Source organism: Salipiger sp. 1_MG-2023 (genome assembly GCF_030547555.1).
Taxonomy (GTDB): domain Bacteria; phylum Pseudomonadota; class Alphaproteobacteria; order Rhodobacterales; family Rhodobacteraceae; genus Salipiger.
The window spans coordinates 18557-31454 of the sequence record NZ_JAUOQN010000055.1 but is presented as its reverse complement, the minus strand read 5'-3'; the positions used below and the strand labels follow the sequence as shown (position 1 = coordinate 31454).

At 64.6% G+C, this 12898-nt stretch carries 13 protein-coding genes; 6 read left to right on the top strand and 7 right to left on the bottom strand.

Translation table 11 applies throughout. The features are described 5' to 3' along the window. Window positions 1-47: 47 nt before the first annotated feature. From tnpB to Q4543_RS19795, 6 genes are all read right to left on the bottom strand, one after another. A complete protein-coding gene (tnpB, locus tag Q4543_RS24650; protein ID WP_368502173.1) occupies window positions 48-251 on the bottom strand; it encodes an IS66 family insertion sequence element accessory protein TnpB in 204 nt (67 codons plus the stop codon). Between the two features lie 541 nt (window positions 252-792). Further along, window positions 793-3312: a translation initiation factor IF-2 gene (gene infB / locus Q4543_RS19815; protein WP_303441174.1), complete on the bottom strand. Its 2520-nt coding sequence runs from the start codon at window positions 3310-3312 to the stop codon at window positions 793-795. Continuing rightward, entirely contained in the window at window positions 3309-3974 is a 666-nt protein-coding gene (locus Q4543_RS19810; RefSeq protein ID WP_303441172.1) for an RNA-binding protein, read from the bottom strand. The genes infB and Q4543_RS19810 overlap by 4 nt, the downstream gene beginning before the upstream one ends. Window positions 3975-3976: 2 nt before the next feature. Continuing rightward, window positions 3977-5596: a transcription termination factor NusA gene (gene nusA / locus Q4543_RS19805; protein WP_303441171.1), complete on the bottom strand. Its 1620-nt coding sequence runs from the start codon at window positions 5594-5596 to the stop codon at window positions 3977-3979. Window positions 5597-5602: 6 nt separating this feature from the next. Next, window positions 5603-6187 (bottom strand): ribosome maturation factor RimP, encoded by a 585-nt coding sequence (gene rimP / locus Q4543_RS19800; protein WP_303441169.1) that lies wholly within the window; start codon window positions 6185-6187, stop codon window positions 5603-5605. Between the two features lie 153 nt (window positions 6188-6340). Then, window positions 6341-6736: a VOC family protein gene (locus tag Q4543_RS19795; RefSeq protein ID WP_216001901.1), complete on the bottom strand. Its 396-nt coding sequence runs from the start codon at window positions 6734-6736 to the stop codon at window positions 6341-6343. 76 nt (window positions 6737-6812) lie between these two features. Here Q4543_RS19795 and dapD point away from each other — a divergent pair, with 76 nt between their 5' ends. From dapD to Q4543_RS19775, 4 genes are all read left to right on the top strand, one after another. Then, entirely contained in the window at window positions 6813-7640 is an 828-nt protein-coding gene (gene dapD / locus Q4543_RS19790; protein ID WP_303441167.1) for a 2,3,4,5-tetrahydropyridine-2,6-dicarboxylate N-succinyltransferase, read from the top strand. Between the two features lie 198 nt (window positions 7641-7838). Then, a complete protein-coding gene (locus Q4543_RS19785) occupies window positions 7839-8093 on the top strand; it encodes a GlsB/YeaQ/YmgE family stress response membrane protein (RefSeq protein WP_303441166.1) in 255 nt (84 codons plus the stop codon). Window positions 8094-8184: 91 nt separating this feature from the next. Further along, a complete protein-coding gene (locus Q4543_RS19780) occupies window positions 8185-9213 on the top strand; it encodes a sodium:calcium antiporter (RefSeq protein WP_303441164.1) in 1029 nt (342 codons plus the stop codon). 86 nt (window positions 9214-9299) lie between these two features. Further along, a complete protein-coding gene (locus Q4543_RS19775; protein ID WP_216001897.1) occupies window positions 9300-9629 on the top strand; it encodes a hypothetical protein in 330 nt (109 codons plus the stop codon). Here Q4543_RS19775 and Q4543_RS19770 read toward each other — a convergent pair. Then, complete coding sequence (locus tag Q4543_RS19770; protein WP_303441161.1) at window positions 9626-10087, bottom strand: SRPBCC family protein; 462 nt, start codon at window positions 10085-10087, stop codon at window positions 9626-9628. The genes Q4543_RS19775 and Q4543_RS19770 overlap by 4 nt on opposite strands. A gap of 144 nt (window positions 10088-10231) precedes the next feature. Between Q4543_RS19770 and dapE the strand changes: the two genes are divergently transcribed. Together dapE and Q4543_RS19760 are read left to right on the top strand one after the other, a co-directional pair. After that, window positions 10232-11377, top strand: coding sequence for a succinyl-diaminopimelate desuccinylase (gene dapE / locus Q4543_RS19765; protein ID WP_303441160.1), 1146 nt, complete (start codon window positions 10232-10234; stop codon window positions 11375-11377). A gap of 84 nt (window positions 11378-11461) precedes the next feature. Beyond that, on the top strand, window positions 11462-12856 hold the full coding sequence (locus Q4543_RS19760) for a dihydrolipoyl dehydrogenase (RefSeq protein WP_303441158.1): 1395 nt from the start codon (window positions 11462-11464) through the stop codon (window positions 12854-12856). Window positions 12857-12898 lie beyond the last annotated feature (42 nt).

Genomic DNA, 12898 nt, shown 5'->3' with positions numbered 1-12898 from the left:
GCCGTGGCGACCTGATCAGCCTTGGACCTCTCCGAAGGTCGGCGCTCTTACACCACCTCTCGGGGCACTACCCAGTTAAGACGCTTTAGTCGATCCGCACGCTCCGCTCTGAACACAAAGACGGTTCCAGTAAACGGCTCCTTGGGCAACTCGTTCTTCACCAGCGCCGCCGACCCCTCGTCCCCCTTGCGGTCGCAACCATGGTCCGCACCCGGTTCGACGCGAGGATCATGCCCTCTGTGCCAGTGCATGTGCGATCACCGCGATGCGCAACGCCCATGTGGTTGCAGCCAGCCGGATCATGACCACGCCCACGGTAATCATTACGGGCTCTTCAGCGATTGGCTCGGCATCCGGCGGTGAGACCGCGACCACCATCGCCGCGAATTCGGCCTCGTCTTCCGGAGCAGGCAGAACCAGTGCGCCCTTACGTGCCTGGGCCCGCCACTCCGATAGATGGTTCGCCTGCCCCCCTGCCGCCCCGCGACACCAGCAACCGCCGCACCGGAATGCAACGTCTCCTCCACGATCAGCGCCTTCATGGCGTCAGGCCATTTGCCATCGCGCCAACGCCCTCCATCCCCAGTGAGAACCTCCTATGTAGCAGCCACGGTGAAACTCCCTCCTGATCATCTCCCACGGAGGCAGTTTCGGCTCAGGAAGCGGAGCGACAGGTCGGACAGAACGCCGGTTGCGCCGCCCCCAAACGGAAAACGGGCGACGATAAAATCGCCGCCCGCGTCCTGATATCCGGGAAATGGCATCGCCCTTTCCCATGTCCATCGGAAAAGATCAGAGCGAACGCTCGATCTCCTCCCGCTCGAAGATCTCGATGACGTCGCCCGGGCGAATATCTTCGTAATTCTCGAAGGCCATGCCGCATTCCTGCCCCGACTGCACTTCGGGCACTTCGTCCTTGAAGCGCTTGAGCGTCTTCAGCGTGCCTTCGTGCACCACGACGTTGTCGCGCAGCAGGCGAACACCGGCGGAACGCCGCGCCACACCCTCGGTCACGAGGCAACCTGCCACCTTGCCGACGTTGGAAACCTTGAAGACCTCCTTGATCGACGCGTAGCCGATGAAGTTCTCGCGGATTTCGTTCGACAGCAGACCCGAGGCCGCCGCTTTCACGTCATCAACCAGGTCGTAGATCACCGAATAGTAGCGGATCTCGACGCCCTTCTGGTTCGCAGCGTTGCGCGCCGGAGCATTGGCACGCACGTTGAAGCCGATCACCGGGCAGCCCGACGCTTCGGCAAGGCCGATGTCGGTCTCGGTGATGGCACCGACGCCGTAATGGATGACCCGCACGCGGACCTCGTCGTTGCCAACCTTTTCCAGCGCCTGAACGATGGCCTCGGCAGAGCCCTGCACGTCGGCCTTGACGACCACCGGCAGCTCCGAGACGTTCTTGTCGTCCTTGGCCTTCTTCATCAGCTGCTCGAGAGTCGTCGCGGCACCAACGGCGGCGCGCTTCTCTTTGGCGATATGGGCGCGGTACTCGGCGATCTCGCGGGCCTGCGCTTCGGTCTCGACAACGTTGAGAACGTCGCCAGCCTCGGGCGTGCCGTTAAGACCAAGCACCTCGACCGGAACCGAAGGACCGGCTTCCTTGACGCGCTCACCCTTGTCGTTCTGCAGCGCACGGACCTTACCGTACTGCTCGCCGACAACAAAGATGTCACCCTGCTTGAGCGTGCCGTTCTGAACCAGAACCGTCGCAACCGGGCCGCGGCCAACGTCAAGCTGCGCCTCGATCACCGCGCCTTCGGCGTTGCGATCGGGGTTTGCATGCAGCTCGAGAAGTTCGGCCTGAAGCGCGATGGCTTCGAGCAGCTCGTCAAGACCCTGCCCGGTGTGGGCCGAAACCTCGACGTCCTGCACTTCGCCGGACATCTGTTCCACCACGACTTCGTGCTGAAGCAGATCGGTCCGCACCTTGGTCGGGTTGGCCGAATGCTTGTCGACCTTGTTGATCGCCACGATCATCGGAACACCCGCCGCCTTGGCGTGGCTGATGGCTTCGATGGTCTGCGGCATCACCGCATCATCCGCTGCAACCACCAGCACCACGATATCCGTCACATGTGCGCCACGCGAGCGCATCGAAGTGAAGGCCGCGTGGCCGGGCGTATCGAGGAAGGTCAGCACGGCGCCGTCCTTCGTCGTCACCTGATAGGCGCCGATGTGCTGCGTGATGCCACCAGCTTCGCCGGAGGTCACGCTGGTCTGGCGGATACGGTCGAGCAGCGAGGTCTTGCCGTGGTCGACGTGGCCCATGATCGTGATGACCGGGGGGCGCGACTTGAGATCCTCGGGCTTGTCCTCTGCCGTGCGAATCACATCCTCGACATCGCCAGCGGACACGCGGGTCACCCGGTGGCCGAATTCCTCGATGATGACTTCCGCAGTATCGGCATCGATCGACTGGTTCTGTGTGACCATGATGCCGCTCTGCATCAAGGACTTGACCACGTCCGCCACGCGCTCGGCCATCCGGTTCGCCAGTTCCGCGACGGTGATCGCCTCGGGCAGCTGGACGTCGCGCACAACCTTTTCACGGGACTGCGTGCCCATGGCCTTCTGACGCGCACGCTCTTGCTTGCGCTTCATCGCCGCCATGGATTTCTGCCGGCCGCCCTCGCCGCCAAGCGCCTGGTTCAGCGTCAGCTTGCCCGAGCGGCGTGCATTGTCGTCGCGACCGCGGGCCGAGCGGCCACGCTCTTCGCGCTCGCGTTCTGCCTTGCGCATCTGCGGTGCGCCCGGAGCCGCAGCAGGACCGCCCGTACCGGCCGGCTTTGCACCCGAAGACCGGGCGGCGCCCGCTTCTTCCTTTGGCGTCGGAGCAGCGGCAGCCACCGCTTCGGCCTTCTTGGCGGCCGCAGCGTCGGCTTTCTTGCGCGCTTCTTCTTCGACCTTGGCGCGCATGCGCTCCTCGGCCTCGCGCTGCTCGCGCTCTTTCTGTTCCTTTTCAGCGCGCAGGCGGTCACGCTCTTCGGTGCGTGCCTTTTCCTCGGCCGCGCGCTGCGCGGTTTCCTCGACCTCGCGGGCCTTTGCGGCCTGCAACGCGCGGAGACGACGCTCCATCTCGGCATCGGAGATGCCTGCGGGGCGCTTGCCACCGGACCCGCCGGGAAGGCTGCCGCCGGGCTTGCCGGAACCGGCACCAGCGGCAGGCTTCACGACGCGCTTGCGCTTGGTCTCGACCACGACATTCTTGGTACGTCCATGGCTGAAGCTCTGCTTCACGGAGCCCGAACGGGGTCCGCCGCCACCTACTCCCAGGGTCTTTTTGCCGTCGTTATCGCTCATTCAGCTCTCTTGTCCTTTCCGGCGGCCCCTGCCGCCCCGGCGGCCCCTGCCGCCGATGACACACCGGCCCATCCAGTGCGCAGGCCCTTCAAACGTTGGGCCTCCTCTACAACACGTTTGGTGAGTCCGCCAGCGCCAAGCGCCGCATGGATCACCTTTTCCCGACTAAAGGCCATTCCCAGCTCATCTGCGGTCAGCCAGCCGATATAGCTACCCCACCCCGGAGTCGACAGTTTTGACTTTCCTCGGGTCGATCCGTCATCGGCCTGGATCAGCACATCCGCGTCTTCGCGGTCGAGCATCGCCTTGACCTTTTCATACCCGGCAACAGCGTCGCCGGATTTGCGCGCGAGGCTGATGTAGTCCACCACCCGCCGCGCCAACATGGATTCCACAAGGTCGGGCAGCCCATCTGGGACCGTCACCTGTGTCTTTGCCGCGCGGGCGAACAGCCCTTTGCCCGACGCCTTCTCAAGCGCCTCGCGGGTCGAGGCCACCCAGATCCCCCGACCCGGCAGCTTTTCTGCCAGATCCGGGAAGACCTGATTGTCCGGCCCGACCACGAAGCGGATCAGCCCCGACGCCGGCTGCGACTCGCCCGTGGCGATGCAGCGCCGTTCCGGCCCGTCTTCACGGTGTTTTTGCTGGCCGCCACGGCTCATTCTCAGACCTCTTCTTCTTCCTCGCCGTCTTCCTCGGCCGCCTCATCGACATCGGGCGCAAGCTCGGTGGGATCAACCCAGCCAAGCAAGACACGCGCGGTCATGATGAGGGTCTGGGCCTCGGCAAGATCGACATCGTACTTTTCGAGCAGGCCATCGTCCTTGACGCGCTCGCCGCCGTCGGTCGTCCAGCCTCCGGCCAGCTCCCAGTCGGCGCAGGTGGCGAAATCCTCAAGCGTCTTGATGCCGTCTTTCGCCAGTGCCTCTACCATCTGGGGCGTCAGGCCGTCGAAGTCAATGAGGCTGTCCTCTGCACCCAGCTCGCGGGCGTGTTCCAGCGCCTTGCGGGCCTGTTCTTCAAGGAACTCGCGGGCGCGGGTCTGAAGCTCTGCCGCGGTGCTTTCGTCGACACCGTCGATGACCAGCAGTTCGTCCTGTTCGACATAGGCGACTTCCTCGAGGTTGGTGAAGCCTTCGGCCACCAGCAGCTGCGCGAAGAATTCGTCAAGGTCGAGCGTGTCCATGAACAGGCGCGTGCGCTCTTCGAATTCCTTCTGGCGGCGCTTCGATTCTTCTTCCTCGGTCATGATGTCGATATCAAGACCGGTCAGCTGCGAGGCAAGCCGCACGTTCTGACCGCGACGGCCAATGGCCAGCGACAGCTGCTCGTCGGGCACCACGACCTCGATGCGCTCGGCGTCCTCGTCGAGAACCACCTTGCTGACCTCGGCGGGCTGAAGCGCGTTGACGAGGAAGGTCGGCATGTCCTCGTTCCACGGGATGATGTCGATCTTTTCGCCCTGAAGCTCGTTCACCACGGCCTGAACGCGGCTGCCGCGCATACCGACGCAGGCGCCGACCGGGTCGATCGAGCTGTCATAGGAAATGACGCCGATCTTGGCGCGCGAGCCGGGATCACGGGCAACCGCCTTGATCTCGATGATGCCGTCGTAGATTTCCGGCACTTCCATCTTGAACAGCTCGGACATGAACTCCGGCGAGGTCCGCGACAGGAAGATCTGCGGGCCACGCACTTCGCGGCGCACGTCCTTGACGTAACAGCGGATGCGATCGCCGGGGCGATACGCCTCGCGGCCGATCTTTTCGTTGCGGCGCAGGATGCCTTCGCCGCGGCCCACATCGACGATGATGTTGCCGTATTCCTCGCGCTTGACGGTGCCGTTGATGATGGTGCCGGCGCGGTCCTTGAATTCTTCGTATTGGCGGTCCCGCTCGGCTTCGCGAACCTTTTGCAGGATGACCTGCTTGGCCGATTGCGCGGCGATCCGGCCCATGTCGACGGGCGGCACCTCTTCGACGTACTGGTCGCCGACCTGCGGATCGGCCATGTATTGCTTGGCCTGCTTGACGGTCAGCTCGGCCTGATAGTTTTCCAGCTCTTCGTCTTCGACCACGGTGCGCACGCGGGTGAACTTGGCGCGGCCGGTCTTGCGGTCGATGGTAACCCGGATGTCCATCTCGGAGCCGTAGCGCGACTTGGCGGCGCGGGCGAGCGACTCTTCCATCGCCTCGATGACCAGACCGGGGTCGATCATCTTTTCGCGCGCGACGGCCTCGGCGGTCTGAAGCAGCTCGAGCTGGTTGGCAGAGGTGATTGCCATTGGGTCTTACTCCTCGTCGGTGGCCGCGTCGTCGGCCTGAATTTCGTCGAATTGGGTTTCATCGACACCCTGCGCCTTGCGGGCGCGCAGCATCTCGCGGATCAGATCGTCGGTCAGGACCAGCTTGGCGTTGGCCAGCCAGTCGAATTGCAGGCCGATGGTGTGCTCTTCGCCGTTCTCGGTGATGTTGAGCAGCACCTCGTCATCCTCGACCCCCGCCAGCACGCCTTGCCAGCGCTTGCGGCCATCGACCAGCTCTTGCGTTTCAAGCCGGACCTCGTAGCCCTCGTAGGTCTCGAAATCCTTGAGCCGGGTCAGCGGGCGGTCGATGCCGGGGCTCGACACTTCAAGCGTATAGGCGTCGATCAGCGGATCCTCGACATCGAGCACCGCCGATACGGCGGTCGAGATCTCGGCGCATTGATCGACCTCGATGCCGCCCTCGGGGCGTTCGGCCATGATTTGCAGGGTGGATGTCTTGCCGCTCATCAGGCGCAGGCGCACCAGTTCAAACCCCATGTCCTCGATGACAGGGGTGATGATCTCGGCGAGACGCTGGTCGATGGCGGATCTGGCGATCAGGTCGGTCATATTTCCCCGGGTCCGATTGAGCACAAAAAAACGGGCGCGCGGCCCGTTGGTGTTTCCCGGTGGTGCTTCGGAGAGGCCCGACGCGCCGCTGTTGAGGGCCATATACGCGGGCCGCGCCGATTCCGCAAGGGGGGAACGCGGCCCGCGCCCGTCTCAGGCGAAACGACCGGTGCGGGCCAGCACCTCGATCTGGTATCCGTCGGGGTCGGCGACAAAGAAGAATTTCGCGATCACCTCGCCCGCCGGGGCAAATTCGATCATCTTGCGCGGGGCAAGCCCGGCGGCGGTGAAGCGCGCATGTTCGGCTTCGAGATCGGCAACCGACACCGCAAGATGGCCATAACCGTCGCCCAGATTATATGGCTCATCGTGGCCCTTGTTCACCGTCAGCTCAAGCTCGAACCCGGTTTCAGCGTTCGACAGGTAGACCAGCGTGAAATCGGGAAAATCCAGCCGGTCGGCGACGGTCAGGCCAAAGGCTGTCTCGTAAAAGGCGACAGAGCGCGCCTCGTCCTGCACCCGGATCATGCTGTGGATCATCTTTGCCATGGCTCTGGCTCCTTTTCTTGTGCGGTCGTGCCCGTTATAGGCGTTGCAAAACCCCGGATCGCACGAGGAGACCCCCATGTCCAACGCCCAGCTTGAAACCGCCATCGAAGCCGCCTGGGAAGGCCGCGACGCCATTACGCCCGCCACCGGCGGCGAAACCCGCGAGGCCATCGAAGACACGCTGAATGCGCTGGATTCCGGCAAGCTGCGCGTGGCGGAAAAGCAGGCTGACGGCTCGTGGCATGTGAACCAGTGGGCGAAAAAGGCCGTGCTGCTGGGCTTTCGCATCAAGAACATGGAACAGCACGATGGCGGCCCGCAGGGCGGCGGCTGGTGGGACAAGGTCGACAGCAAGTTCAAGGGCTGGGGCGACAATGAATGGGGCGCGGCAGGTTTCCGCGCGGTGCCCAACTGCATCGTGCGCAAATCGGCCTATATCGCGCCGGGCGTGGTGCTGATGCCGTCCTTCGTCAACCTTGGCGCCTATGTCGACAGCGGCACCATGGTCGACACATGGGCGACCGTCGGCAGCTGCGCGCAGATCGGCAAGAATGTGCACCTGTCGGGCGGCGTCGGCATCGGCGGCGTGCTGGAACCGATGCAGGCCGGCCCGACCATCATCGAGGACAACTGCTTCATCGGCGCCCGCTCCGAGGTGGTCGAGGGCTGCATCATCCGCGAAGGTTCGGTTCTGGGCATGGGCGTTTACATCGGCCAGTCGACCAAGATCGTCGACCGCGAGACCGGCGAAGTCATTTATGGCGAAGTGCCGCCCTATTCGGTGGTGGTGTCCGGCACCATGCCGTCGAAGAACGGCGTGAACCTGTATTGCGCCGTCATCGTCAAGCGCGTCGATGAAAAGACCCGCTCCAAGACCGGCGTCAACGAGCTGCTGCGCGACTGATCGCGGAACGCATCGGACAGGAAAGGCCGGGGCTTGTCCCCGGCCTTTTGCGTTAAGACTGTTTGATCCGGGCCGGGATCTCCGCCAGCGCAAAGAACAATCTACCCCCCCGAGGCGGGAACCATTCGCCGCCCCGCGCCGTTACCCAATCAGACGCCGGGGGCAGCCCGGCACCATAGTTTCAAAAGGGGTTAGACAATGACCGGACTAGGTTGGCTTGCGGCCATCATCGTCGGCGGCATCGCCGGTTGGCTCGCAGAAAAGTTCATGAAATCGAACATGGGCATCATCATGAACATCATCCTTGGCATCGTGGGGGCGATCCTGCTGAACGCCATCTTGATGTTCATCGTCGGCTCGACGCTGGGCGGCTGGATTGGCCAGCTGATCATCGGCTTCATCGGTGCCTGCATCCTGATCGCCATCGCCCGGGCCTTCCGCCGCTCGGCCTGATCGCCCGACATCTCCATGCGACGAAAGCCGCGCGTCCACCGGGCGCGCGGCTTTTTCGTTGATGCAATGCCCTGAAAACGTCCGGAGCCTCATGTTCGCCGATTTCTCCCTGTCCCTGCTGCTGACCGCCTTTGCCATTGCCGCAGCCCTCGTGGTCGCTGCCTCGATCAAGGCGACCCGCCTTGCCGATATCATCGCCGACCGCACGAAACTGGGCGAGGCAATGGCCGGCGGCCTCCTGCTTGGCGGCGCGACATCCTTGTCGGGTGTCGTGGTGTCGGTGACGGCGGCCTATGGCGGCGATGCCAGCTTTGCCGTGTCGAATGCCGTGGGCGGGATCGCGGCGCAGACGCTGTTTCTGGCGGTGGCCGATCTGCTGTACAAGCGGGTGAACCTGGAACACGCCGCCGCTGAACCGGCGAACCTGTTTCAGGCGGTGATGTTGTTGATCCTGCTGTCGATGCCCATCGCGGCAATGGCCGGGCCGGATATCGCCTATTTCGGCGTCTCGCCCGTGTCGCTGGTCATGTTCCTCGGATATCTGTGGGGCGTCAAATTGTCGGCCAGTGTCGGGGAAAGCCCCATGTGGCGCCCGGTCGAAACCTCCGACACGCGGCTGGATGAGCCCGATGACGGCAACGATCCGGATGCGCCGGTCACGAAACCGCTGCTGATCTTTGCCGCGCTTGTCGCGGTGATGGGCCTGTCGGGCTGGGTCATCAGTCAGGTCGCTGGCGAATTCATCACGCGCTACGGGCTGTCCTCCAGCCTCGTCGGCGCGCTGGTCACGGCAGTCATCACGTCGCTCCCCGAACTGGTGACGACCATCGTCGCCGTGCGCCGCGGTGCCTTGCAGCTGGCGGTGGGCGGCATCATCGGCGGCAATACGTTCGACACGCTGTTCCTTGTGTTTTCCGATGTGGCCTATCGCGACGGGTCGATCTTTCAGGCGGCGGGGGACACCGACCTGTTCTGGCTGGCGACCGGGATGCTGATGACCGCGATTCTGCTGGGCGGGTTGATCCTGCGCCAGCGGCAAGGCCCGGCACGCATCGGCATCGAATCCGTGCTGCTGATCGCCGTCTATGCCTGCGCGGTCGCGGTCGAGCTTGCCGCCTGACACTGCGTGGCGGCCTGCACACTCTCCCTGCGCCAGCGCTGCGCCATCGCTTGACAGCCGCCACAGGCTGGGGCAATGGCCCGCGCATGACAAAGAAACCGTCGAAACAGCAAGTCTACACGCTCGTGGTCGAGGTCGGCCGCAAGGCCGGTGATGGTCTGCCCGAGGAAAGCACCGGCGCGGGGCTGATGTGTTACGCCTCCGGCGTTGACGAAGCCGAAGCCGTGCGCGAAACCGTCGCCATTCTCAAGCAGGCCGAACTGGCACCGCTTGACGTGACCGGCTACGGCACGCTGGACGAGCGGCTGGAACTGGGCCACGAAATCGACGACGACGAGCGCGCGCTGATGACCCGCGCGCTTCTGGAGAATTCGGTGATCGTGGCGCAGGTGACGCCCTTCTTCAACGAAGGCTAAAGCGACTTCGCGTAGTCTTCGAGCTGCTGCACCACGACGCCCCACCCCTCGTGAAAGCTCATCTTTTCGTGCTGCGCGCGTGCCTCGGCGCTGCGATGCCGGGCGACGGCGGTAAAGATCGCCCCGTCGCCATCCGGTTCAAACGTCAGGATCGCGGTCATGAACGGATCGGGCGCGGGTTTCCAGCCTTCGGTATAGGCATCGGTGAAGACCAGCTTGCGCCCCGCCACGATCTCGAGAACAACGCCAAAGGTCGGGATCTCCTGCCCGTCGACCAGCATCACCGTGTTGAAACGGCCGCCCACACGCAGATCAACCTCGGCATGGGTGACCTGATGCGGCCGTGGCACAAAGAACTGCTTCATGTGTTGCGGCGTGGTCCAGCAGGCGAACAGCGCCTCGGGCGAGGCATCGACGTGGCGTGTCAGGGTCAGATCGGTTTCGGGATCCGTCAGCATGATGTCTCCTCCGGGCTTTGGGGTAGCCTGACGCAAGCGGCGCCGCCCCGCCAGACGATTCCATGCCCGCGCGCCGCAATCCCCCGGTTTGCCCTTTGCCGCGCAAGCCTGTAGCGAATGGGAAAACTCAGCCGGAGCCGCCACATGACCACCGATCCCGTCGCCCTGACCGCAGACCTTATCCGTTGCCCGACGGTCACCCCCGAAGAAGGCGGCGCGCTGGTGCTGCTTCAGGGCCTGCTTGAAAACGCCGGCTTTGAATGCACCCGAGTCGACAGGGGCGAGACCTCGAACCTCTATGCCCGCTGGGGGGCCAAGGGCCACGCCCGGAGCTTTGGCTTCAACGGCCATACCGATGTGGTACCGGTGGGCAACCCGGCAGACTGGACCACCAATCCGTTCGGAGCCGAGATCCGCGACGGCATCCTTTATGGGCGCGGCGCGACCGACATGAAATCCGGTGTCGCCGCCTTTGCCGCTGCGGCCATCGACTATGTGACACAAACCCCGCCCGACGGGGCGATCGTGCTGGCGATCACCGGGGATGAGGAAGGCGATGCCACCGATGGCACCGTCGCGCTGCTCGACTGGATGGCCGATCAGGATGAGCGGATGTCGGTCTGCCTTGTCGGGGAGCCCACCTGCCCCGACACCATGGGCGAGATGATCAAGATCGGCCGCCGCGGGTCGATGTCGGCATGGTTTACCGTGACCGGCAAGCAAGGCCATTCCGCCTATCCGCATCGCGCCATCAACCCGCTGTCGGCCATGGCGCGGCTGATGGACCGGCTTGCCTCGCACCCGCTGGACGAGGGCACCGAGCATTTCGACGCCTCGACGCTGGCGGTGGTCACCATCGACACCGGCAACCCGGCAACCAACGTCATCCCGGCGCAGGCCAGCGCCACCGTCAACATCCGCTTCAACGACTGCCACAGCGGCGCGTCGCTGTCGGATTGGCTGGCCGCCGAGGCCGCCAGCATCGACGCCGCCTTCGGCACCACCACCGATCTGCGCATCAAGATTTCGGGCGAAAGCTTTCTGACCCCGCCGGGCGAACTGTCGACACTGGTGCAGACCGCCGTGCAGGCGCAGACCGGCCTGCTGCCGGTGCTGTCGACCACAGGCGGCACGTCGGACGCGCGCTTTGTCAAATCGCATTGCCCGGTGGTGGAATTCGGCCTTGTCGGCAAGACCATGCATCAGGTCGATGAATGCGTGCCCGTTGAGCAGATCACCCAGCTCAAGGCGATCTATACCCGCATCCTGTCGGATTACTTCGCAAGCTGAGGCATCTGTCTGCCTGAACGGCAATCGCCGGAACCATGGCGGCCCCCTTTCCGTTGACTTGGGCATACGGAAAGGGACCGCGCCATGACAGACCTCACCTGCGACGTTGCCATCATCGGTGCGGGCACCGCCGGGCTGGCCGCCGAACGCAGCGCCCGCAAGAATGGCGCGCGCACCTTGCTGATCGACCCGGCCTTCAATGGCACCACCTGCGCCACGGTGGGCTGCATGCCCTCCAAGCTGCTGATCGGTGCCGCCCGCGCCGCGCAGGACGCACGCGGCGCTGGGGCCTTTGGCATCCGCACCAGCGTTGGTGTCGATGGCCCCGCCGTTTTGCAACGGCTGCGCAAGCTGCGCGACGATTTCGTCGATGCCACCCGCGCTGGCATCGCCAAACTGCCCGAAAAAAGCCGCATCACCGCCCGCGCCCGCTTTACCGGGCCGGACAGGTTGGCGCTCAGCACCGGGGAAACGGTGCAGGCCGGGGCGATCATCATTGCCACCGGATCGTCTCCGATGATCCCGCCGCCGTACCGCGACCTTGCGGGCCTGCTGACCAATGACACGATTTTCGAACTTGAAGACCTGCCGCAAAGCCTTGCCGTCATCGGCGGCGGCGTCATCGGGTTGGAACTGGCGCAGGCCATGGCCCGCCTTGGCACCCGCGTTGCGATCTTTGATCAGGGTGATGAGCTTGGCGGCACCCGCTGCAAGGACGTGCAGGCAGCCCTGCAAGAGGCTCTATCCCGCGAGCTGACCCTGCATCTGGGCACCCATCCCGTGCCGCAAGACGACAACGGCCAGATCCGCATCGACTGGGACGGCGGCTCTGATAAATTCGACAAGGTGCTCGTCGCCACCGGTCGCGCGCCGAACCTGGCGGGGCTGGGCCTAGAGAAAACCGGCCTGTCGCTGAACGACAAGGGGCTGCCGGAGGTCGATCCCGAAACCCTGCAATGCGCCGATGCGCCGATTTTCCTGATCGGTGATGCCAACGCCGCCCGCCCCCTGCTGCACGAGGCGTCCGACGAAGGCGCCATCGCGGGGCGCGGCGCCGTCGCCTTTCCGGCCCGCGTGCCAAGCTCGCGCAAGACCCCGCTGGCCATCACCTTTACCGATCCTCCGCTGGTCAGCGTCGGGGCCGCGCCGGACGATGGCGCCAAGACCGGCAGCGCCGATTACACCAATCAGGGCCGCGCCCGGGTCGACAATCGCAACACCGGCCTTGCCCGCATCCATGCCTCGGCCCCCGATGGCCGGCTGATCGGGGCCGATCTGTTTTGCCCCGGCGCCGATCACATGGGCCATCTGCTGGCGCTGGCCATCGCGCAGGGGCTGACCGCCCGCGACCTGCTGGACCAGCCGTTCTATCATCCGACGCTGGAAGAAGGGCTGAAGCCGGCCCTGCGCGAGATCTGCGCCGCCGTGCCGCTGCAAATCCCCGGCGATCGCGATACCGGCTCGCCCCCCGGTGCCTGACACCGCCGCGCAAAGAATGCCGATGACGCGCGCGCGCCGCCA